The sequence below is a fragment of the Bacillus sp. FSL R5-0603 genome, assembly GCF_038050295.1.
In the GTDB taxonomy this organism is placed as follows: domain Bacteria; phylum Bacillota; class Bacilli; order Bacillales; family Bacillaceae; genus Bacillus; species Bacillus subtilis.
The window spans coordinates 3,360,016-3,381,682 of record NZ_JBBOYP010000001.1; the positions used below are offsets into that span (position 1 = coordinate 3,360,016).

The following is a 21,667-nucleotide window of genomic DNA, read 5'->3' on the forward strand; positions in this document are numbered from 1 at the left end:
CTTCATTGTACATGATTGAGATCACACCGTATACATTTATGAAAAAGGAGCTGCCAAAGAAATGTCTGAACTTTTTTCCGTCCCTTATTTTATTGAGAATTTAAAACAGCATATTGAAATGAATCAGTCTGAGGATAAAATCCACGCGATGAACAGCTACTACCGTTCCGTCGTCTCAACACTAGTGCAGGACCAGCTGACAAAAAACGCAGTTGTCCTGAAACGGATTCAGCATTTAGATGAAGCATACAACAAAGTCAAACGTGGAGAATCAAAATAAACCTTCCGCTCACATGTGAGCAGGAAGGTTTTCCTTCTTTGAGGCGTGCTGGATGAGCCGGGTGCCTGGCACTCCTTCCATCCAGGTATGAAAGTAATTGGCGTTTTTCCCATAGGAATTATCAATGACCGTGTTTTCTTTTTGAAGAAGAGAGGACAAGATGTGTCCGTGCAGCCTTGACGTTTCCACCGATTCGTAACGGCTGAAAAACCGAATGGCTTTTTGGACGATATAATTCGTGTATTTTCCCCATATATACGCAATGGGCAAAGGGTTGCCTGCTTTTTTGTTCAGGACGTTCAGCGTTTGGAGAAAAGCAATCGTCCGGCGGTCTGAAGCTGACAGCATCGTGCGCCAGTCGTAGCTTTCCGCTTCTGCGTGTTCCTGAAGCTCTTGGTTTGCTTCATGATCTGTTCGGATAAATCTCAGCTTTTGATTGGACGGCTGCTGCGTGGGAATGACCGGATACAGCTGATGAGCCATATCAGGCAGAAGCTGAATCTGATTTCTTGAAAAATAAGACTGTGCCGTAGCATAGGAGGCTTTTTCCCTTGTCATGATGTGAAGGTTCGCATGCTTAGAAAATATCTCTGCCGTCCGTTTGAGGTTGTCTTTGTTTTGAAAATAAATCGATTGCGGCAGGATCACAATTTTGTGGTTCGGATAGGTGTGGACGATTTTCTCTCTAAAGCCTTGATAATACGGATACAGATCCCCGAAGTTTCCGCCTCCCTGGCAGACGATGATGAGATTAGGATCCAACTTTCGCCCGACTGGAAAATTGTCAGGATTCCAGCGTTTTCTGACCCGAATCCCGTGTTCTTTAAAGAAGGCTTCTGTTCCTTTCATAATAAATAAATCCCCTACATTCCCATATAGAGGATAGTCAGCATATATAATCTCTGATTGTTTCGGAATGACCTCGAGCAGCCCGGACAGTTTCTGTTTCAGGCTGATCATCGAATGCTTGCTGTCCATTTCTTCACCTCGGCAGTTTGGAATAAGTGCAGTAGCACTTCAATGACCCGGTCTTGCTCATCTTCTGTCATATTGGACCCCGATGGGAGACAGATTCCTCGCTTGAACAAATCTTCGCATACGCTTCCTGTATCTTCATGAGAATAAAATAAAGCCGGATCGAACAGCGGCTGGGTATGGAGCGGCTTCCACAGCGGACGGGCTTCAATGTTTTCTTCAGCAAGACGTTGAACTACGTCATATGGGCTGATTCCGTTATCAAGTGTGAGCGTGGTGAGCCAGCGATTGGATATGCCTGCTGCGTACTCCGGCATAAAGCGGACGCCGTCTATGTGACCGAGCGCATTTTTGTATCTCGTGAAAATGGCCCTTCTTTTTTCCACTCGCTCATCCAGCACCTCAAGCTGGGCAATGCCGACGCCGGCTAAGATATTGCTCAGCCTGTAATTATGTCCTATTTCACTGTGCTGATAATGAACAGCCGGCTCTCGTGCCTGCGAAGCGAGAAATCTTGCTTTTTCAATTGCTGCTTCATCATTTGAAACGAGCATCCCTCCCCCTGATGTGGTAATGATTTTGTTCCCGTTAAATGAAAAAATGCCGAAGCGCCCGAAAGTTCCGCTTTGCTTCCCTTTATAGACTGTGCCGAGAGATTCGGCTGCGTCCTCAATGACAGGAACTCCGTATGCATCACACAGGCTTACGATTTCATCCATTTTCGCACTCTGCCCATATAGATTGACGGCAATCACCGCTTTTGGCAGTGTTCCATTTCTTTTCGCTTCCTCCAATGCTCTTTCAAGGGCTGTCGGCGACATATTCCACGTATCAGGCTCAGAATCAATAAAGACGGGCACCGCTTTTTCATATAAAATCGGATTGGCGGTTGCTACAAATGTGAAGGACTGGCAAAACACGCTGTCACCTTCTTTTACCTCAAGTAAACGCAGCGCGAGATGAATCGCCGCCGTTCCTGAGCTGACCGCAGCTGCTGCTTTTACACCGACTCGTTCTGCAAGGTGTTCTTCAAATGAATTCACGAGCGGCCCAAGCGGCGCGATCCAGTTTGAGCGAAAGGCTTCTGAAATATAGTGCTGCTCCCTGCCGCTCATATGAGGGGGAGATAAGTAGATTTTTTTATGCATAGAATCATCCTTTGTTTGATGTTTGAATAGAAGAAATGATGCGTGCCGGAGCACCGGCCGCCGTTACCCTGTCCGGTATGGGACGGATCACCGCGGAGCCGGCTCCAACAATGCTCCAAGCCCCGATTGTGATCTGCGGTATGACGGATGCACCGGTTCCGACGTGAGCGCCTTCCTGAACGGAAACCGCTCCTGACAGCGTGGCACGCGGGGACAGATGAACGTAATCGCTGATTTGATTGTCGTGCTCTGCCACTGCACCCGTATTGATGATGCAGTGGGCGCCGATGCGCACATCCGCCTGAATGATCGCGCCCGCCATAATCACTGTCCCTTCCCCAATGACAGCCGACCTGCTGACGATGGCTGACGGGTGAATCAATGTAATAAAATCGTCTTTCCTCAGTCCCAGTCGCTCCGCCAGCTGTTTTCTGACACCGTTATTTCCAACAGCAATCAGAAACAGCACATCAGGAATGAGCCTGCGCAGTTCAGTAACGGCTTCCGGCGGTCCTGTGTACCATTCTTTTCCGCCTTCGAACGTTTTGAATTTATCATCCAGCACTGCGGCTAAGCGCGTATCTGAGCGGGTGTTTATCAGCTCTCTGATCACCTTTCCGTGACCGCCGTCACCCACAATGGCCACATTTTTCATGAGGACACATCTCCGCTTCCGGTAAACCGTTCCGCGGTCACATGATTGGTTTGCTGAATCCCTTCTGAAACAAGGACCTTTCGCACCGTCAAACATAAAATTTTCAAATCGAGAAAAAATGACCGGTTGTCAACGTACCAAACATCTAATTCAAATTTCTTTTCCCAGGAAATCGCGTTTCTGCCATTGATTTGCGCCCAGCCTGTGATACCCGGCTTCACCTCATGGCGCCGTGCCTGTTTTTCTGTATAAAGAGGCAGATAGTCCATCAAAAGCGGCCGCGGCCCGACAAGGCTAAGATCGCCCTTCAGGACATTCAGGAGCTGCGGAAGCTCATCAATGCTCAGCTTTCTGATCAGCCTGCCCGTTTTCGTCAGCCGGACTTCATCGGGCAGCAGATTTCCCTCACTGTCCCGTTCATCCGTCATTGTCCGAAACTTATATAGGGTGAACGGTTTGCCGTGCAGGCCCGGCCTTACTTGCTTAAAGAAGACAGGTGATCCTATTTTCAGCCTGACAACGGCGATGGTGAACAGAATGATCACACTCGTACAGCACAACAAAAAAATGGCGGCCGTCAGATCAAAAAGTCGTTTCAGGATCAAAGATTCACAGCTCCTTTCGTTTTTCGAAACCGTTTTAATACCAGCTGTCTTTCCTCTTTTGTACAAACGAGCATAAAAGCGAAAACAGCGTAGCAAAAGCTGACTGTCACTCCCGTCGCTATCAGTGACGGCCAGCCGTCAATCTTCACAACGAACTGAATTGCCTTACAGACCGTCCAGGCAAACACAGCGGCTGAAAGAGGCCCGATGATGCCTTTAAAGAACACGTGCTTTTTGTAGCCTGTAATGCGGGATACGTAAAGCGGCGTAAAGATGGCATTTTTTAAAATAAGAGAAATGGCCCCTGCCAATGTTATGCCGTACAGACCGAGATGAGCCGGCCCGCTCAGCGTGACCGCCAGCACCACATTCACCGCACCTAACAGCAGGGTAACAATCGCCGGTGTTTTTTGTTGATTAAAAGCGGTCCATATATAAAACAGCGGCATAAAGGCGAGGCTGACAACCAAGTATCCGGCATGAATAAATAAAAGCGGTGCTATCGACGAAAAGGACGGTCCGAGCCAGATTGTCAGAAAAGGTCCCGCCAATCCGCCCAATAAGGCAGCAGGAAGTGCAAGCAAAAGACCATTGAGCCTTACTGCCTTATTGGCGTAATTCATCAATCCTTCCATATCGCCTTTTGAATAATATGAAGTCATGATAGGCGCAAACAGGGATGCGACCGTTCCGGCCAAGCTGCGCAAAAGCAGCGGAAACTGGATAATCGCCGCGTATTTCCCGGATGCGGACGCCCCCAGCATCAAATTGGCGGTTAACAGATCAATCTGCAAAAAAAGCAGGACGCCGATTTGATTGACGGAGCTCCATGCGCCAGCTTGAAACAGCTCCTTGCTTGTGCGGAATGAAAGATCCTTCATACGAAACGAAAACCACGGAATCAGCTTTTTGAAGAAATAGAAAGACAGCACAGACGCCATGACAGCACCAGCTAAAGCTGCAAGCTGGATCTGCCAGATTTTCGGCGCAAAGCATGCAAACAGGAGCAGCACAGACAGCACCCGTATAAGCATTTGCACCGCCTGAATGGAACTGGTGATATAAAGGCGGTTGGCATAAAATGGTGCAGCGCCGAAGCCCGCCATCAGAAATGTTAAAATAAACAGCACACTGCCGATTAAAATCGACAAACGCACATCAGCCAAAAGCGCTTGCGGCACATTCATGACGCGGTCAATAAAAAAAGCCGAACCCGCAAGCGGCAGCAAGAGCAGCAATGAAATCAAAACAGAGGCCGCTAAATAATTGCTGATATACGCATTTGCTTTCTCCCGCTCTCCCCTGTGGGCAGCAACAGAAAAGAACCGAACGACAACCGAGCTGAGCGCCACGGTAATAATCGAAAAGTAATTAATCACATTTTGTGTCAAGTGAACAAAGCCAAACGCTTCCACACCGAGCGTTTTGACAATAAAAGGCGTCATCCAAACCGATAGGAAAACGGACAAGAGAAAAGCCGTGAGATTAGCGCTGAAGTTTATTGTGAATTTCATGCTTGCTTCGCACTGCCTTTCATTGTCCCCCGATGCTCGAAAAACAGCTTGATGAGAAAAGTGAGCCGCCATTTACACAGTGCTAATACCAAGCGCTCTCCTCTTAATAATTTCTCATGCTGAAACGGTGTATGTCTGACAGCCTGTCGCACCATGTCATAGGATAAAATCTGTCTGATCTTCTTTTTGATGTCTTTCGGCGAATTCGGAGAAGCACAGGCATTTGCCAAAAGCATCGGAAGCTGGTGCCTGCAAATGTACACATTCAAATCTTCTTTGCATGCGCCTGCTAAGCCGTAGTGATTGTAGAATGCGATTTTAGCCTGATATTGTTTTTGAAGATGTTCATCCATCGCCGGCTTATAAGGAATTTCTGTCAGGCTGTTCGGGTTTTCACGATAGATGTACAAGCCTTCATCCAGCATTTTCACCCGCTCCGCTTCGCAAAAAGCGGACAAATTGAAGGGAGAGTCTTCAGCAAAACGGATGTCTTCATCAAACATCAGATTCGCCCTATCAAAAAGCTCACGGCGGTAAAGATAACGCCATACATACCAGATAAATCTCGTTTCGTGAGCATGTTTAAGCTGTTCAGTCATTTCTGGTTTCGTCAGCACGCGGTTTGTCTCAAGCTGCGGCGGCACATATGTCCGCCTGTCCGATGACTGCTTGTAAAAACCGCATCCGACGATGTCGAGCCGATTTTGCTCCGCTTCTTCAGCCAGCCTCTGGAACATGGCGGAAGATGCATAATCGTCTCCGTCTACAAAGCCAATATAAGTGCCCCGCGCGGCCTTTATTCCCGTATTTCGCGCTGAACTAAGTCCGCCGTTTGCCTGATGAATGACCCGGATTCTCGCATCCCGTTTTGCATAGTCCTCTGCAATTTCGCCTGAACGATCCGGTGTTCCATCATTCACGAGGATGATTTCAATATCAGAAAGCGTTTGGCAAAGCAAAGAATCAATGCACTCCCCTATGAATGGTTCAACATTATACATCGGGACAATAATGCTGACGAGCGGGGTCATTGCGCTTCACCGCTGATTTTGTCACGCAGACCTTTAAAATACACATCTCTCGGAAAGCCTGCACGGGCTGTTTCTTTTGTTAAAAGCTCATTGACTGCGGCTGTTACGCGCTCTGGCTCCGGATGTTCTATCAGCTTCATGAACGGGATGTCTTTAAGCCATTGATAGCCCTCCATCACCTTATGGTCAAAGGAGCGAATGACAACACACGGCGTTCCTGTCAGCGCACAAAAAATCATGCCATGAAGCCTGTCAGTGACGACTGCTTCTGCGCTTTGCAGCTTAGACCACAGCGCTTCAAGTTCTTGTTCGCGTGTATCGCGGCTGACCCGGCGCCCGATCGTTGTCGTAAAGGATTTAATCTCGCCGAATTCCTCAAATAGCGCAGCCTTGACCCGGTTCCTCTGGTCCTCCTGAAGCACGCTTTCCTGATCCTCGCGCAAACACATATAAACCCCTTCGCGTTCTGCGGGGGTCTTGCTTCTGTCTAAATACAGCACCATGTCCGGCTGCTTCAAAATTGTCTTTTCTTGAAAATGCTGTTTCATAAATTGATACGTTGTTTCATCCCGTGCCATGAGCAATAGGCCGGGGTGCGCATTATAAATTTTCTGTGCCCGTTTCAGCTCTTTGCGCCCCTTTTTCGTGTCAGAAAAATGAGCCGTTGCCGGAAGCTGGACAACCCGATAGTCACGGAATGTTTTAATGATGAAGCGGCGCGTCCACTCCTCATAACGGTATAAATCCCCCATATTTCCGCCGCCGATGATAAAGACCATATCCTCCGGATGGCGCGAGCGGATCAGGCTTTTTGCTGATTTGTAAATGTCCTTCATATCAACCTCGACGATGTCAAAGTCCGGGTATTCTTGCTCAAGAAATGCCTTGCTGGCATAAGCAATTGCGTGATCTCCCAAATTGTCATGGGACGGCAGCAGGGTCAGTATGATTTTTTTCTGATGTGCTGCGGCCTTTACCGGTTGATCTGCCGCTCCCAGCCAATATTGGGACGGGTATTTGACCTTTAGCAGCAGCCATTCTGCAAAATTGATTTTCAACGATTGTAACGACATGTTCTCACCCTCTGTTTCTCATTTTGTACTCGATCACCCGCTGATACACAGCCGATGCCATAGCGACGAACGGAATCATTCTGTATTTCGCCATCAGAAGCAGGCATGACCGTTTTGCGTCAAAAGGAGCGGTACCCGTTTTTGAAAGACTTTCTTGAAACACCGGGTCCGCGCATATCACGCCAACATTTCTAAGCTTTTCAAACAGCCGGCGGCTGCCGCTCGTTTTCCATTCATTCAGCATACAGATGCTGCTGTGAAGAACGATAAAGGTATCAAGCTCCTTGCGATACTCCTCCAGTTTGTTGTTCTCCTGTAAAAACGCCGCATTCGCCTCATACAGCGCAAGTCCTGATTCAAACAATTTTTTCTGATAGCGCTGCACAATGGAGGAAAGGTGAATTCGGTAATGATAGAGCGGCGTTTTTACGTAGGAAACTGAGCGAGCGAAAAAATGAGCCCTGAAGCTGAAAAACTGATCCTCGACATGCTCCAGCTCGCCTCGGAGCGGAAACGACAGCCGATGGGCTTCAATCATGCTTCTTCTGTACAGTTTGTTCCATGAAAACCCTCTGACCTTCCCTTCGAATAACGCCTTGATATAGTGCTCCTTCGGCTGATCCTGATAGGTTTGGGCAATGTCTGAGTCCATGGTTTTGCCAGTGTCCTCAAACTCTGCGGCGTAATTGCAAATGACCAGATCAGTTTCTTCGCCTGCTGCCCGGAGCATCTGCTCGCAATAATCAGGCTCAATCCAATCGTCTGAATCGATAAACGCGATAAATTCGCCGCGTGCTGCCTCAATGCCTTTATTCCGAACCGCACCGAGACCCTGGTTCTCTTGATGAATCACCTTGAACCTGTTGTCCATATTGGCGTATTCTTCTGCGATATCCGGGCTTGCGTCTGCTGAACCGTCATTAACAATGATGATCTCTATATTGTCCACTGTCTGGTTCCGCAGTGATTCGAGACACGTTCTGATATATGTTTCTGTGTTATAAACAGCGACTAACAGACTAACCGCAGGTGTTTCCATAATGACCGGCTCCTCTTGCATAAATTACCGGGAAAAAATCGTTCTGTAAGGCAGAACGGATGAATCAACCGGCATAAGCAAATAACTGTAAAGAAAATAACAAACAACGATAGCGATATAGATAAGGGCGTTCGATTTTTCATCAAATATCCTGACGAAATAAGGGACTAAGATCATTTGATACAGACCGAAATAAATATTGAATCTGGCAAAAATCACGTCCTTTGTGGCCAAAAGGCCGAACAAAAAACCAAGCAGGCACAAATTAACGACAATATCGATTTGCGGCCACAGACTCCGTAATCGTTCTTTATAGCAAAATGCAAGGAACAGCGGCAGAACCAAAACAGCGATTTTGATCACATTCATTCCATTTGTGTTCGTCATGAGCCATTTTTCATAATGGCTGTATGAGCTGTTTTCAAGTACAACGACAAACACAGAAATAAATTTTTGATATAAAAATGTCATTCCGAGAAATAAAGCGGATAGGCCGAATATCGCCGGTGACCAGGCTTTTCTTCTGACAATAAAGTACACTGGAATCATAATCAGCGCCGACGAATGAAAGAGCGAGCTGACCAGCACAATCAGGAAATATCGCTTCCAGTTCCCACTGATGATATAACGGATCGCCCAAAACAAAGCAGCTGCCACCATGTATTGCCTGATGCCGTTAAAAGACGCGTAGTAATGAAAGGTTCCCAAAAACAAAAAGACACTCAGCTCAAACGGCCTGCCATAGTCGGCGAGTGTCTTCATAATAAAACTGTAGGTCACGACTGCCACCGTAAAATACATGATTTGAGGATCTTCCGTGATGAAATTCATCAGCCAAAGGAGTGCGGTAAACCCCGGATCTGTCGCTGTTTTCGCTGTGCCGAAACCGAATATCTGCCACACATTTTGATAATCGCCCGCCAATTCGTACAGCAGCGTGTACGTCTGAAAATCCGTGCCGACTCGATAGCGGAGACCTGACACGAGCACAAGTGAAGCGAGCGGAATCCAGATCAAAAGCTTATTCGGCCGATACCCCGTGGCAAGCGAATCGTCACGGCCGCCGCACATTTTAGCGAACCAAGACCAAATAAATACAATCCCCATATTGACGGCATATACAATCATCGGTTATGGTCCTTTTCCGTGCTGATGTTGTATACATTCAGCAGCGCTCCTACATTTTGCTGTGCATCGTAGCCAAGTTGAGCGAGTGTTTCTTTGATGAACTCACGCTTCGGCCTGCCTGCGGCGGCCGCCCTTGCAATGGTTTCAGCCCAGACGCTGATCGGCTCAGAAAGACTTAATCTTGTGACAAGCCCGAGACCGGCGTCGACTTTTTCTGTAATGCTGTCTGAAATGATGCATGGAAGCCCCGACGCCTGCGCTTCCACAAGCACAACCGGCAAGCCTTCGTACAGAGACGGCATGACAAATACATCGAATGTTCGCATCAGTTCATGGATCCGTTCTTCCGTGCCTAAAAAGAGGACGTCTGATAGCAAATTCTGCTGCCGCGCCTCCTCCTCTATCTCCCCGCGCAACGGCCCGTCTCCCGCCAGAACGAGCTGAAAGCGAACGCCTCTTTCCTTGAGATGTGCGGCAAGCTTCAGCAGGAACGCGTGGTTTTTCACTTCATGAAACCGGGCCACATGGCCAATGATGAGCCGGTCGGCTGCAATGCCGCGTGCTGCTTTTTCTTCATCAGCCGCCTGCCCATTTGGGGCGAACAACTCAAGGTCAATCCCGTTAGGAAGAAGGTGAACACGCTCCCGCTCCATGTTGGACTGTCCAAATAAAAACCTGCCCGCATCCTCTCCGCAGGCACACAGCGCTGTCGCATTTGCCAAAATGAGCCGCCTGAACACGAGCAGCTGCAAGCGATCCTTCCAATTGAAGCCGGTCTTCCAAGACGTATTGTGGGAATGGCATACCCTGATCGGCACTCCGGCGAGCCTTGCCGCAAGGGCGATAAAACCCGTTTGGAAATCCGTGTGCGCATGAACGGCGCTGAACGGCCCGTTTTCTTTTATCGCGTTTCTCACATTCCTCACAAATGTAAGGGGATTGCTTTGCCCAATGCTCGGGACATAAAAAAGCCGCCCGCCTAAAGATAAAATCTCTTCATCGTAAGCGCACGGATCATTTCGATACGTTAAAAAATCAAATTGCACTTTGCTTTTGTCCATTTTCCGATATAAATTCATCACCATGGTTTCCGCGCCGCCCCTGTTCATGCCACTGAGAACATGGAGCACGCGTTTTTGGCTGCTATTCATGCTTGACAAGCCCTTCCTTTTGGTTCATTACTCTTTTTTTGTGGTAGCGATTCATCACGGCTGGAGGCATAAACGCGCGGATTAACGGTTTTGCGATATATATGTAATCAGATAAAGGAAGCTTCAAGCGTCTGCACGCCTGATAGACAAGAATGGCATTGTCGATTGAATACGTAAATGACCGCCGTTTGAATGCATCGCTGTCTTCCCTCACTTTATACAAGGCTTCCTGAAGATTATAGCCTCTGAAGCCCTCTTCAAAAAAGCGAAGCCACAAATCAATATCTTCCATTCGTCTCGTCCGCCGCACCGACCGGTAGCCTTTCAGCGTGCGATAGGCACTCGCTCTCATCATAATCGTGCCGTGGCAAAATGGGGTCCCTTTTGCCATGATGCCCGGCTCCGGAACAGAAGGCAGAATGCGGGTGCCTCTTACGCCAAATTCATCAAACACAAGCATGCCGGTGCCAACCACCTGATAGTGTCGGTGCTTTTCTAAAAACGCGACCTGCTTTTCCAGACGGCGCGGAAACGAAAGGTCATCTCCGTCCTGACGTGCGATATAATCGCCTGTCGCATGCGAAAGACAATGATTTAATGATGCGGCAAGCCGCTTATTTGTTTTGTTTCGAATCAGTTTGATGCGGTCGCTGTAATGAGCGGCATACTGCTTCGCGATGCGGAGCGTGCCGTCTGTTGACGCATCATCGCACAAAATCAGCTCCCAATTTTTATAGGATTGGCTGAGTATGGATTCTATGCTTTCTGCCAAAGTGCGTTCGCAATTATAAATGCCCATAATGACAGAAACTTTCGGTCCTGAGTTCATACGCTTTTCTCCTTTGTATCCATATCCATGTACGCGGAATAAATATCTGCCATTTCTTCCACCGTTCGCGCCTCCGAGAAGCGCAAGGCTGTTTTTCGGCCTTCCTGTCCCAGCTTTCGGCAGAGCTCCGGCTTATGGTAAAGCTGTTCAATCCGGCGGGCAAAAGCAGCACTGTCACCGATTTTGACCAGAAAACCGTTTTCTCCGTCGCGGATGATTTCCCGATGCCCGCGATTATCCGTGGCGATCGCCGGTTTTTCTGCCGCCATTCCCTCAAGCACATTCATGCCGAGGCCCTCTCTAATGCTGGATGCGACAGATACATCCGCAAGCTGAATCAGCTCATGTATGTCGCTGCAAAAGCCGTAAAAACAGACATTGGCGGAGGCGCCAAGCTTTTCAGCCAACGTTCGATACGTTTGTTCCATTGCCCCTTCCCCGGCAAACACAAGGCGGAGCGAGGGAATTTTTTCTTTTAGCAAGGCTGCGGCTTCAATTAACAGCTTCTGGTTTTTGTTCAGATTGAGCTCAGCCGGATAAACCAATATAAAATCATCTTCACGGAATCCGTGCTTTTCTCTGAGTCTTTGCTGCTCTATCGGACTGACAGGCCGGAAACGCTCGGTGTTGACGCCAATGCCGTGAATTTTCTGCGTCCTTCCGCCCGGCCTTTGAAGTCCTTTCGCCCGTTTATAATCCTCTTCATTAATCGTAATCAGGCAGTCCGTATATGCTGAAAGCCATTTCTCGACCGGATAATAAAGAAGCCAATTTTTCATTGGTGCTCCTTTGCAGAAGTGAAATCCGTGCGCTGTATACAGCACCTTTGTTCCGTGCCGCCGTGCCTGCCTCGCCGCCAGTCTGGCGAGAACGCCGCCGACCGGTGTATGGCAATGGACAATGTCGTATGCATAGGTGTCAATCACTTTCTTCAACTGCCTATAAACAGCCAGGTTCTGAGGGTCAAAAGGTGACCTGCGAATCGGGATGGAGAATTTCTCATCCACATACGGCAGCTTGGTTTGTCCGTTCGCGGCGACATGAACCTCCCAGCCCATTTGTTTGAACCATTTAAAATAAGGGAGGTGAAAGGCCTTAAAATGATAATCAACAGTCGCGCAAAACAATATCTTTTTCGTCATTTTCACTCCCCCTAATGAACGCTGGCAGCCGTCATTTCTTCTGATGTATTGATTGCCGCAAACAGCCTCGCTCTCAGGTCGGCTTCCGGCAGCTCATGAAAATCCTCGATAAAGCGCATCAGCACCGGCCAATCGCCGTCCACCGCTTTACCGATGTGAATTTTTGGAAATATTTGTTCAGCATGGACTTCATTTTTGTTCAGTAATTCTTCATACATTTTTTCGCCCGGACGAATGCCTGTGAATTCGATTGGAACCTGCTCAGTCGTGTAGCCGGACAAATGAATGAGGTTTTTGGCAAGATCCACAATCTTTACGGGCTCTCCCATATCGAGAACGAAAATCTGACGCCCTTTCGCCAGTGCCCCAGCCTGAATCACAAGCCTTGATGCCTCGGGAATCGTCATGAAATAGCGGGTCATTGCCGGATGTGTTACTGTCACCGGGCCGCCTTTTTCAATCTGTTTTTTGAAAATCGGAATGACGCTGCCGCGGCTCCCGAGTACATTGCCGAAGCGAACAGCGACAAATTTGGTTCTGCTGACTTTCCCAAGATTCATAATAATCATCTCTGCGAATCGTTTTGTCGCCCCCATTACATTGGCTGGGTTCACCGCTTTGTCCGATGAAATCAGCACGAATGTCTCTGTTCCCGACATATCGGCTGCTTCCGCGACATTTTTTGTTCCGATAATATTGTTTTTGACCGCCTCTTCAGGATTATGTTCCATTAAAGGCACATGCTTATGGGCAGCTGCATGATAGACAACATGCGGCTCGTATTTTTTCATCAAGGTAAACATTTTATCGCGGTCCTGCACATCAGCGATTTCCGTATGGAACACAATGTGTTTGCCGAATCGTCCGTTCAGCTCTGTATAAATCGAATGAATGCTGTTTTCCCCATGGCCGAGCAGAATAATTTCCTTAGGCTGAAACGCGCTGATCTGGCGGCAGATTTCCGAGCCGATTGATCCGCCCGCTCCCGTGACGAGAACTGTTTTTCCTTTGATGCGGTTCGAAATTTCGCTAGTGTCGAGGGTTACCGGCTTTCTGCCGAGCAAGTCCTCAGCTTTTACATCTCTGATTTGTCCGGCAGTTCGTGTGCCAAGCAGCATTTCATCAAAATGAGGCATAATTTTAATGCTCACTCCGGTTCGCACACATTCTTTATATAACACCTGAAGCTCATGGGTGCGGAGTGAAGGAATGGCAATAATAATATAATTAATTTTGAGCTTTTGCACCGCAGGCATGATACTTTCTTTTCCGCCGATTACGGGCAGCCCCATAATTTCTAATTTATGCTTCGTTTGGTCGTCATCAATAAAAGCGACAGGTATGATATCAGGTTCATCTTTCGAAAGCAGCTGCCTGACCATCAGAGTCCCACCTGAGCCCGCCCCGATAATCAGCGCGCGGGACGAGGCGCAGCGTTTTTTCCTGATGCTTTCGTTTAATACTCTGGATAAAATACGGGTCCCTCCAATAGACAAAAGCTGAAGCACCCAGCACGCGGTTAACAGACGGAAGAACATCGTATGATACACAGCATACTGAATGATACCGGTCACAGCGGCGGAAAGCGTAATGCCCTTAAGCAGGACGATCAGCTCGCCAAGTCCGGTGTATGTCCACACCTGTTTATACTGATTGAACAGGAAAGCACACACATGATAGCTGAGGAGCAAGCTGACAGCGGTAAGCAGTAATGCTCCGGAGTCATAAAATTGATAGGAATCTTTTAAAAATTGATATCCTGCAATAACTGAATTTAAAACGAGGTAAGTATCCAGCGCAATAATCATTGACAGTCTTCTCCGGTAACTCAACCTTTTCCCCCCTAATTCTTTTATCGGTTTAGCTGCGGCGGTTTTCGTCTCTCCAAAAAATCGGCAGCAGCTAAACCGACAATACGTCCTATGTATATATGAGATAAGTGGGCATTTAACCCATCCTCACGCCCCGCCAGCGACGACCAGCATCTAAGGCAGCAACTTCAGCTGCCCACAGCAGAGCCGAGTGCCTCCATTGATACAGGTCAGGAGACATCACCTTTACAAAAACTAGTAGGAATAGTGTTCCGATTTTTTCATTTTCTTTTTGTTTAAAAGAGCGCCTAACAGCTTCGCATTGGATTGTTCCAGTGCATCTTTTGCTTTCAGAACGGTATCGGTTTTTGTTTTTCCGCTTAAAACGACGAGCACGCTGCCGTCTGTCTGATTTGCTAGAATCTGAGCATCTGCAACAGCCAAAAGCGGAGGGGAATCAAAGATGACGAGGCTGAATTGTTCATAGATCTCAGATATTAAATCTCCCATTGCTTTTGAAGACAGCAGTTCTGCCGGGTTTGGCGGGGTCGGCCCGCTTGTCAGTACATATAAGTTATCGATCGGCGTCTTTTGCACCGTCTCACTGAGTGAAGCATTGCCGACCAGCACATTTGTCAGCCCGGTTACATTATCAACCTGAAACGTCTGATTGATGGTCGGCTTTCTTAAATCGGCATCCACCAGCAGTACTTTCTTTTCCTGCTGCTGCGCAAAGACAGCCGCAAGATTCGCTGCACTGAACGATTTACCTTCACCAGGCACAGAGGAGGTGACGAGGATAGATCGCAAGCTGGTCTGGACAGATGAGAACTCAATGTTTGTCCGAATGGTGCGATATTGTTCCGCAACAACTGATTTATTGTGTAAAACAGATATTTGAGCCAAACCTCGCCTTGCTTTCTTTTTTCTAAAGACCACTCGCTTCACTCCCCGAAATGTTTTATCCCGCGATTCCGCCCTTTGTGGACATCAGGAACGGAGCCTAAGCATGGCAATCCGGTTCTCTCGCTGAGCTGCCGTGCGCTTTTGCACGTATCATCGAGAAAATGCAGAAAAAATGCCAGTGTAATGCCGCCCATGACAGCAGCGCCAAAAGCCATGACCATATTTCGCAGCCTGGCCGGCTTGATCATCGGGCTTTCAGAAGCCTTCGCCTCTGATAATATATGTACGCCTTGTACATTCATTCTTTCATCTACTTCTTTTTCAAACTTGTTCACTAACGTGTTCGCAATCTCAGCCGCTTTCGCCGGATCGTGATCCTGGACGGCAACGTTGATAATTTCTGATTCATTTTCACTGCTGGTGATTACTTTTCCTTTCAGCGAGGAAGCCGATTCAGATAGGTGCAATTCCGCCTTAACTTCTTCCATCAAGGCAGTGCTTTTCATAATCGATTGGAACGTGCTGCTATACTGAAGATTTCGCTGGATGTCACTGAGATTCGAGTTTTCTTCACCGTCTGATTCATGAACCAGCACCTGTGTCGACGCCTGGTAGGTCGGTGAAATGACCTTAAATTGCACAAAACCCATCATAAGGGTGACGCCGATTGTGATGAGCAGAATCAGCACGAATCTGTGTCTGACAATCGCATATAATTCTTTGAAACTCATATTCTCATTCATGTATTCATAGCCTTCAGCCTTCCCGCGGCTGGCTTCCCGCGCCCCTTTCTGTTAATGATTGGATTATAAAAGAAAACGTTATTATTTAAAAATTGCAAAATAAGCCAATAAGTTCTCTTTAGAGAACAAAATCATGATTTTCCTCTAATTTACTGCACTTCCCTTATTATTTTAAATTTTATAAAGAACGAAAAATTCCTTATAATGAACGAAATAACGACAGGAATAGAGGAGAATTTCATATTATGATTGGAAGAATTATCCGTTTGTACCGTAAAAGAAAAGGCTATTCTATTAATCAGCTGGCTGTTGAGTCAGGCGTATCCAAATCCTATTTAAGCAAGATTGAAAGAGGCGTTCACACGAATCCGTCCGTTCAATTTTTAAAAAAGGTTTCTGCCACACTGGAAGTTGAATTAACAGAATTATTTGACGCAGAAACAATGATGTATGAAAAAATCAGCGGCGGTGAAGAAGAATGGCGCGTACATTTAGTGCAAGCCGTACAAGCCGGGATGGAAAAGGAAGAATTGTTCACTTTTACGAACAGACTCAAGAAAGAACAGCCCGAAACTGCCTCTTACCGCAACCGCAAACTGACGGAATCCAATATAGAAGAATGGAAAGCGCTGATGGCGGAGGCAAGAGAAATCGGCTTGTCTGTCCATGAAGTCAAATCCTTTTTAAAAACAATGGGAAGATGATGATCGGTTAAAGGGCTAACGTTCGCATCTTCAGGGGAAATCTGTTTATAATGGGGGAAAAAGGGAGAGAACACAATGACTCATCAAATAGTAACGACTCAATACGGCAAAGTAAAAGGCACAACGGAAAACGGCGTACATAAGTGGAAAGGCATCCCCTATGCCAAGCCGCCTGTCGGACAATGGCGTTTTAAAGCACCTGAGCCGCCTGAAGTGTGGGAAGGTGTCCTTGATGCCACAGCGTACGGCCCTGTTTGCCCGCAGCCGTCTGATTTGCTGTCACTGTCGTATGCTGAGCTGCCCCGCCAGTCCGAGGATTGCTTGTATGTCAATGTATTTGCGCCTGACACTCCAAGTCAAAACCTGCCTGTCATGGTGTGGATTCACGGCGGCACTTTTTATCTCGGGGCAGGCAGTGAGCCATTATATGATGGGTCAAGACTTGCAGCGCAGGGAGAAGTCATTGTCGTTACACTGAACTACCGGCTGGGTCCGTTTGGCTTTTTACATTTGTCTTCGTTTGATGAAGCGTATTCCGATAACCTCGGACTGCTTGACCAAGCCGCAGCGCTGAAATGGGTGCGAGAGAATATCTCAGCGTTTGGCGGTGATCCCGATAACGTAACAGTATTTGGAGAATCCGCCGGCGGCATGAGCATTGCCGCGCTGCTTGCTATGCCTGCGGCAAAAGGCCTGTTCCAGAAAGCGATCATGGAAAGCGGCGCTTCCCGAACGATGACGAAAGAACAAGCGGCAAGCACTGCGGCTGCCTTTTTACAAGTCCTTGGGATTAATGAGAGCCAGCTGGACAGATTGCATACTGTAGCAGCGGAAGATTTGCTAAAAGCGGCTGATCAGCTTCGGATTGCAGAAAAAGAAAATATCTTTCAGCTGTTCTTCCAGCCCGCCCTTGATCCGAAAACGCTGCCTGAAGAACCAGAAAAAGCGATCGCAGAAGGGGCTGCTTCCGGTATTCCTCTATTAATTGGAACAACCCGTGATGAAGGATATTTATTTTTCACCCCGGATTCAGACGTTCATTCTCAGGAAACGCTTGATGCAGCGCTCGAGTATTTACTAGGGAAGCCGCTGGCAGAGAAAGTTGCCGATTTGTATCCGCGTTCTCTGGAAAGCCAAATTCATATGATGACTGATTTATTATTTTGGCGCCCTGCCGTCGCCTATGCATCCGCACAGTCTCATTACGCCCCTGTCTGGATGTACAGGTTCGATTGGCACCCGAAGAAGCCGCCGTACAATAAAGCGTTTCACGCATTAGAACTTCCTTTTGTCTTTGGAAATCTGGACGGATTGGAACAAATGGCAAAAGCGGAGATTACGGATGAGGTGAAACAGCTTTCTCACACGATACAATCAGCGTGGATCACGTTCGCTAAAACAGGAAACCCAAGCACCGAAGCTGTGAATTGGCCTGCGTATCATGAAGAAACGAGAGAGACGCTGATTTTAGACTCAGAGATTACGATCGAAAACGATCCCGAATCTGAAAAAAGGCAGAAGCTATTCCCTTCAAAAGGAGAATAAACATGGGGAAAACAGGATACATTGGTGCTGCCATTGTTGTGGCAGCTTGTATCATTATTTTGTCGGCTGTGGTATGTTTACGGGACACAGTCTATTACCAGCCTATGCGCTGGACTGGCATCATACTGTTTTTCGCAGGAATTGTGATGGTTCCCGCATACTCAGCAAAAAAAACCCGGAAAAGAGAAGTAATTCTCTTTTCCGGGTTTTTATGTTTATTATAATCTTCCCGCGCGAATATCGTCTGTCATTCCCTCATAAGGAGCCTTCGAAATCACTTCTTCGTTGTCGACTCCTTCATTTTTCAGAAATGTAATTTCCGCAAATTCAGGTACAACGTATTTTGGATACGTTTCATATTTTTCGCGGGATTCTTTCATCAAATCAATGTGATCATTTTGGTAGCAAACCGTAATTTCAGGATGTTCATGCACCCATTTCGGGAAGAAAATAATGCCATGCATGCGTTTTTCATTTGGCATAAAGTTTAATGAAACATCCGTGCCAGTCGGCTCTGTCCAAGACACTTTATATACGCCTTCTGTCAGTTTGACAATATTCACTTCCTGATCCCGAACCCAGCGTCCGGCAACCATTCCGCTATGAATTCTATAATCAATTGTATGGTCGTTTTTAATATAAATCTCGTATTCCCATCCGTTTTCATACGTATAAATCATGTGGCTTCCGATAAAGTTTTCCATCTTACACACTCTCCTTAGTCTTTTACTGTACTTCATAAATGTCTAGTCGAACGTAATCAGGGGTTCTTTCTGCGGAACCGATAAACAAGCGGTCATGGAGCCATTGATAGACTTTACTGCCTGTTTCAAACGTCGGTACCGTACGAAAATAAACATGCTCCGGATCAATGATTTCCCCGGCTGCCGCTTGTTTTCGAAACGGCTCGCTGACTTGCCGTATTCCATTGTTTTCAATGTAAATCAGTTCATGATCTGCTGTTTCAATCACATACCTGGCAGATAAATCGGTTCTGCCGTCAGTGCGAATCATTTGTGAATCGGCACCGCCCGGCAAAATATGTCCCTTTACTTCCCCGGTTATTGTTCCCGAACGAATCGGAATGAATCGTCTCAGTCCCAGGCCTGTCTCACCAATCGTAATAGGCGGATCAACCTTGATTTCTAAAGAGGCGAATGGTTTTAAAACCGGCTTCTTCACGAGAACCACCTCACCTTCAGAAAAAATCATGTAACTATTTACATGTTTACTTTAACACCATTGCAGTTAACTGTCAAACAATAGGAACATAAAAAAACAAGGACTGTTTGAAGACAGTCCTTGTCTGAAGCTAGCTTTGATAAGCAAGATATGTGCTGACAGTGCTTTTGGCAAGACAGGCAGAGGAATCTATAATCGGAATCTCACTTTGAATATGATCTAACACCGCATTTAAATCCGTGCAGGCTGAAATGATGATGTCTGCATGCTGACTGATTTCTTCATATAGCGTCTGCCACAATGCTTGTGTATGCTGCATATGATTTGGCTGTTTGATTGCGGCGATAAGCTGGTTCACAGCCTGCTGCCAATAGTCCTTGTGAACAACTTCTTTTCCATTTGCCTTCAGAACTTTTTGGTAGATGGCGGATTGGATGGTTGGCTCTGTTCCTAAAACCACCGCTTTTTTTGCGGGATGCGGAATCTCTTTTATCGTTTCCTCAACGATATGCAACATAGGAACCGACAATGCCTGTTGAATCTCTTCATAGTAGACATGCGCCGTATTACAAGGCAGCGCAATGAAATCAACGCCTGTTTTCTCGAGCTTTACCGCCCCGTCGATAATCGCTTTTTTCATCTCAGCATGGTCAATTGGACGATCTGCATAGAAGGGTGTCGGGCATGAATAGATCATCATGTGCGGGTAGTCAATATCGTTTGAAGCCCCATACAGCTTCTGACAGTAATCAATCACCTTATCAATAAACGGCGAGGTCGATTTCGGCCCCATTCCGGCTAATATTCCGATCATCAAATTCATTCCTTTCTACTTCGTACGGACCGCTTCTTCCTCTGAGCCATCCTCATAGAGAATAAAGCTTTTCGCAGCATCCTCACCTAATGTAAACTCGACTTCAACAGACAATGCTCTCAGAAAGAAACGGGTTTCCGAGGAAGGAAATAACTCCAGTCTCAGCTGTCCGGCGATCTCCAAATAAAGCCGTTCATTCTCGGCAGTCACCTGTGCAGCCGTCCCATCCTGCAACAGGTAGCCGCCAACATAGCGGCTGTATATCGCCGTATCAATTGCTTTTTTCTTTTTATCAGCAGGACGTTCCGGGACCTCATATGGCTGGCCAAATAGAATATGTTCCGCCGCCTTCAGAATCGCTTGTTCATATTCAGTATCCTCTTCCTTATTACTCAAATAGATCAGTGTTTTACGATGATCGATATATCGGATCATCAACGTCGAATAGCCAGGCCATCCTCCGCTGTGGCTGACAATCCGCCCTTTTTCAGGACTATTTTGCAGTACCCAGCCAAAGCCATAATCAATTGTTTCTCCATTGTTGAGGCGCACTGGAGAAAACGCGGATTCCTTAGAAGCCTTGCTGATGAAATCGTCCTCATATAAAGCCTGATCAAATCGAAACAAATCGCTTGTGACAGAGTTCACCGTCCCATCTCCCTGTATGCCATCGAGATACACAACATAGTTCGTTTCCTCCAGCTCATCAGGGAGGACGTATGTTTCGGAATGTACATCATACACATATCCATATGCATAATGATCAATTCGCTCAGGCGAAAGCCTCCTGTTATACACTCTTGTTTCATTCATGCCTGCCGGTAAAAAAATACTTGTTTTCATAAAATCCGCATAGCTCATGCCAGATGCTTTTTCAATGATAACCGCCAGCAGCACATACCCCGTATTGCTGTACATCCAGCCTTCATTCGGTTCAAAATAACCAGATAGCCCCTCATTCATCAGCATATCGACAATATCCTGATTCACCGCAATCTTGTGCGGATCCCAATTGGCAAAAAACCAACCCATATAATCAGGAAGCCCTGACGTATGGTTCAATAAATGCCGAATCGTTACACCCTGGTACGGAAAACCGGGCAGCCAGCGATCCACTTTATCTTCATAGCCAAGAATCCCCTTCTCCTCCAGCAAGATGATTCCCAATGCTGTAAAAGGCTTTGACAAAGACGCTAACTCAAACAAAGAGTTGGTTTGCAACGGGCGTTTTTCCGTCATTTCCGCATAACCAAAAGAGTGATGATATATAATATCGCCACCCTCCGCAGCCAGAACCGTCCCGTTAAACTGATGTTTTTCGCTTAATGTCTCAAATAACGTCTGAAGATGCTTTCTTTTATTCTGCTTCATTCCTCCACCTCCCATATCTCT

General features: G+C 47.0%; 22 protein-coding genes and 1 pseudogene. 4 read left to right on the plus strand and 19 right to left on the minus strand.

Annotation, left to right across the window (positions count from 1 at the left end):
• Positions 1-61: 61 nt before the first annotated feature.
• On the plus strand, positions 62-280 hold the full coding sequence (gene yvfG, locus NYE56_RS17360) for a protein YvfG (protein WP_003219905.1): 219 nt from the start codon (positions 62-64) through the stop codon (positions 278-280).
• 9 nt (positions 281-289) lie between these two features.
• Here yvfG and NYE56_RS17365 read toward each other — a convergent pair whose 3' ends face one another.
• The 15 genes from NYE56_RS17365 to NYE56_RS17435 all read right to left on the minus strand — a co-directional run bounded on the left by NYE56_RS17365 (position 290) and on the right by NYE56_RS17435 (position 16,030).
• Positions 290-1,258: a polysaccharide pyruvyl transferase family protein gene (locus NYE56_RS17365; protein WP_341284172.1), complete on the minus strand. Its 969-nt coding sequence runs from the start codon at positions 1,256-1,258 to the stop codon at positions 290-292.
• Positions 1,237-2,403 (minus strand): DegT/DnrJ/EryC1/StrS family aminotransferase, encoded by a 1,167-nt coding sequence (locus NYE56_RS17370; RefSeq protein ID WP_341284173.1) that lies wholly within the window; start codon positions 2,401-2,403, stop codon positions 1,237-1,239. The genes NYE56_RS17365 and NYE56_RS17370 overlap by 22 nt, the downstream gene beginning before the upstream one ends.
• Positions 2,404-2,407: 4 nt before the next feature.
• Positions 2,408-3,058, minus strand: coding sequence for an acetyltransferase (locus NYE56_RS17375; protein WP_341284174.1), 651 nt, complete (start codon positions 3,056-3,058; stop codon positions 2,408-2,410).
• Entirely contained in the window at positions 3,055-3,663 is a 609-nt protein-coding gene (locus NYE56_RS17380; RefSeq protein ID WP_014480945.1) for a sugar transferase, read from the minus strand. The genes NYE56_RS17375 and NYE56_RS17380 overlap by 4 nt, the downstream gene beginning before the upstream one ends.
• Entirely contained in the window at positions 3,660-5,177 is a 1,518-nt protein-coding gene (locus NYE56_RS17385) for an MATE family efflux transporter (protein ID WP_341284175.1), read from the minus strand. Before NYE56_RS17385 ends, NYE56_RS17380 begins: the two co-directional genes overlap by 4 nt.
• Positions 5,174-6,208, minus strand: a complete 1,035-nt coding sequence (locus NYE56_RS17390) for a glycosyltransferase (protein WP_341284176.1) — start codon at positions 6,206-6,208, stop codon at positions 5,174-5,176. The genes NYE56_RS17385 and NYE56_RS17390 overlap by 4 nt, the downstream gene beginning before the upstream one ends.
• Positions 6,205-7,281 carry a polysaccharide pyruvyl transferase family protein gene (locus NYE56_RS17395; protein WP_341284177.1) on the minus strand — a complete coding sequence of 359 codons (1,077 nt, stop codon included), beginning with the start codon at positions 7,279-7,281 and terminating at the stop codon, positions 6,205-6,207. Before NYE56_RS17395 ends, NYE56_RS17390 begins: the two co-directional genes overlap by 4 nt.
• A gap of 4 nt (positions 7,282-7,285) precedes the next feature.
• Positions 7,286-8,320, minus strand: a complete 1,035-nt coding sequence (locus NYE56_RS17400; protein ID WP_341284178.1) for a glycosyltransferase family 2 protein — start codon at positions 8,318-8,320, stop codon at positions 7,286-7,288.
• A 24-nt stretch (positions 8,321-8,344) separates the two neighbouring features.
• Positions 8,345-9,448: a biofilm exopolysaccharide biosynthesis protein EpsG gene (gene epsG / locus NYE56_RS17405; protein WP_015714749.1), complete on the minus strand. Its 1,104-nt coding sequence runs from the start codon at positions 9,446-9,448 to the stop codon at positions 8,345-8,347.
• Positions 9,445-10,599 (minus strand): glycosyltransferase family 1 protein, encoded by a 1,155-nt coding sequence (locus tag NYE56_RS17410; RefSeq protein WP_128738259.1) that lies wholly within the window; start codon positions 10,597-10,599, stop codon positions 9,445-9,447. The genes epsG and NYE56_RS17410 overlap by 4 nt, the downstream gene beginning before the upstream one ends.
• Entirely contained in the window at positions 10,592-11,428 is an 837-nt protein-coding gene (epsE, locus tag NYE56_RS17415; protein ID WP_341284179.1) for a glycosyltransferase EpsE, read from the minus strand. Before epsE ends, NYE56_RS17410 begins: the two co-directional genes overlap by 8 nt.
• Positions 11,425-12,570 (minus strand): glycosyltransferase family 4 protein, encoded by a 1,146-nt coding sequence (locus tag NYE56_RS17420; protein ID WP_268554990.1) that lies wholly within the window; start codon positions 12,568-12,570, stop codon positions 11,425-11,427. Before NYE56_RS17420 ends, epsE begins: the two co-directional genes overlap by 4 nt.
• 11 nt (positions 12,571-12,581) lie before the next feature.
• Entirely contained in the window at positions 12,582-14,402 is a 1,821-nt protein-coding gene (locus NYE56_RS17425) for a polysaccharide biosynthesis protein (protein WP_171518537.1), read from the minus strand.
• Between the two features lie 234 nt (positions 14,403-14,636).
• A complete protein-coding gene (gene epsB / locus NYE56_RS17430; protein WP_341284180.1) occupies positions 14,637-15,320 on the minus strand; it encodes a protein tyrosine kinase EpsB in 684 nt (227 codons plus the stop codon).
• Between the two features lie 5 nt (positions 15,321-15,325).
• Positions 15,326-16,030, minus strand: coding sequence for a YveK family protein (locus NYE56_RS17435; RefSeq protein ID WP_021480654.1), 705 nt, complete (start codon positions 16,028-16,030; stop codon positions 15,326-15,328).
• Positions 16,031-16,275: 245 nt separating this feature from the next.
• On the opposite strand from NYE56_RS17435, the gene slrR reads away from it, so the two are divergent.
• The 3 genes and pseudogenes from slrR to NYE56_RS17450 all read left to right on the plus strand — a co-directional run bounded on the left by slrR (position 16,276) and on the right by NYE56_RS17450 (position 18,471).
• Entirely contained in the window at positions 16,276-16,734 is a 459-nt protein-coding gene (gene slrR / locus NYE56_RS17440) for an HTH-type transcriptional regulator SlrR (protein WP_014478046.1), read from the plus strand.
• Between the two features lie 75 nt (positions 16,735-16,809).
• On the plus strand, positions 16,810-18,279 hold the full coding sequence (pnbA, locus tag NYE56_RS17445; protein ID WP_341284181.1) for a para-nitrobenzyl esterase: 1,470 nt from the start codon (positions 16,810-16,812) through the stop codon (positions 18,277-18,279).
• Between the two features lie 2 nt (positions 18,280-18,281).
• Positions 18,282-18,471: pseudogene (locus tag NYE56_RS17450) on the plus strand (hypothetical protein).
• Positions 18,472-18,497: 26 nt separating this feature from the next.
• Here the strand turns inward: NYE56_RS17450 and padC are convergent.
• From padC to NYE56_RS17470, 4 genes are all read right to left on the minus strand, one after another.
• Positions 18,498-18,983, minus strand: coding sequence for a phenolic acid decarboxylase (gene padC / locus NYE56_RS17455; RefSeq protein WP_003243190.1), 486 nt, complete (start codon positions 18,981-18,983; stop codon positions 18,498-18,500).
• Positions 18,984-19,005: 22 nt separating this feature from the next.
• Complete coding sequence (locus tag NYE56_RS17460) at positions 19,006-19,461, minus strand: DUF3237 domain-containing protein (RefSeq protein ID WP_187954061.1); 456 nt, start codon at positions 19,459-19,461, stop codon at positions 19,006-19,008.
• 130 nt (positions 19,462-19,591) lie between these two features.
• Positions 19,592-20,275, minus strand: a complete 684-nt coding sequence (gene racX, locus NYE56_RS17465; RefSeq protein WP_326208454.1) for a broad specificity amino-acid racemase RacX — start codon at positions 20,273-20,275, stop codon at positions 19,592-19,594.
• A 15-nt stretch (positions 20,276-20,290) separates the two neighbouring features.
• The gene (locus NYE56_RS17470) at positions 20,291-21,646 is read right to left on the minus strand and encodes a serine hydrolase (RefSeq protein ID WP_341284182.1); all 1,356 of its coding nucleotides are present in this window, start codon (positions 21,644-21,646) and stop codon (positions 20,291-20,293) included.
• Positions 21,647-21,667: the final 21 nt, after the last annotated feature.

What these genes read in the sequence shown, in the direction of transcription:
- NYE56_RS17370 (WP_341284173.1), bottom strand. Translation starts at nt 2,403, where the DNA reads ATGCATAAAAAAATCTACTTATCTCCCCCTCATATGAGCGGCAGGGAG.
- epsE (WP_341284179.1), bottom strand. Translation starts at nt 11,428, where the DNA reads ATGAACTCAGGACCGAAAGTTTCTGTCATTATGGGCATTTATAATTGC.
- NYE56_RS17385 (WP_341284175.1), bottom strand. Translation starts at nt 5,177, where the DNA reads ATGAAATTCACAATAAACTTCAGCGCTAATCTCACGGCTTTTCTCTTG.
- NYE56_RS17375 (WP_341284174.1), bottom strand. Translation starts at nt 3,058, where the DNA reads ATGAAAAATGTGGCCATTGTGGGTGACGGCGGTCACGGAAAGGTGATC.
- NYE56_RS17470 (WP_341284182.1), bottom strand. Translation starts at nt 21,646, where the DNA reads ATGAAGCAGAATAAAAGAAAGCATCTTCAGACGTTATTTGAGACATTA.
- NYE56_RS17435 (WP_021480654.1), bottom strand. Translation starts at nt 16,030, where the DNA reads ATGAATGAGAATATGAGTTTCAAAGAATTATATGCGATTGTCAGACAC.
- pnbA (WP_341284181.1), top strand. Translation starts at nt 16,810, where the DNA reads ATGACTCATCAAATAGTAACGACTCAATACGGCAAAGTAAAAGGCACA.
- epsG (WP_015714749.1), bottom strand. Translation starts at nt 9,448, where the DNA reads ATGATTGTATATGCCGTCAATATGGGGATTGTATTTATTTGGTCTTGG.
- NYE56_RS17365 (WP_341284172.1), bottom strand. Translation starts at nt 1,258, where the DNA reads ATGGACAGCAAGCATTCGATGATCAGCCTGAAACAGAAACTGTCCGGG.
- racX (WP_326208454.1), bottom strand. Translation starts at nt 20,275, where the DNA reads ATGATCGGAATATTAGCCGGAATGGGGCCGAAATCGACCTCGCCGTTT.
- NYE56_RS17420 (WP_268554990.1), bottom strand. Translation starts at nt 12,570, where the DNA reads ATGACGAAAAAGATATTGTTTTGCGCGACTGTTGATTATCATTTTAAG.
- NYE56_RS17395 (WP_341284177.1), bottom strand. Translation starts at nt 7,281, where the DNA reads ATGTCGTTACAATCGTTGAAAATCAATTTTGCAGAATGGCTGCTGCTA.
- slrR (WP_014478046.1), top strand. Translation starts at nt 16,276, where the DNA reads ATGATTGGAAGAATTATCCGTTTGTACCGTAAAAGAAAAGGCTATTCT.
- yvfG (WP_003219905.1), top strand. Translation starts at nt 62, where the DNA reads ATGTCTGAACTTTTTTCCGTCCCTTATTTTATTGAGAATTTAAAACAG.
- padC (WP_003243190.1), bottom strand. Translation starts at nt 18,983, where the DNA reads ATGGAAAACTTTATCGGAAGCCACATGATTTATACGTATGAAAACGGA.
- NYE56_RS17400 (WP_341284178.1), bottom strand. Translation starts at nt 8,320, where the DNA reads ATGGAAACACCTGCGGTTAGTCTGTTAGTCGCTGTTTATAACACAGAA.
- NYE56_RS17410 (WP_128738259.1), bottom strand. Translation starts at nt 10,599, where the DNA reads ATGAATAGCAGCCAAAAACGCGTGCTCCATGTTCTCAGTGGCATGAAC.
- NYE56_RS17390 (WP_341284176.1), bottom strand. Translation starts at nt 6,208, where the DNA reads ATGACCCCGCTCGTCAGCATTATTGTCCCGATGTATAATGTTGAACCA.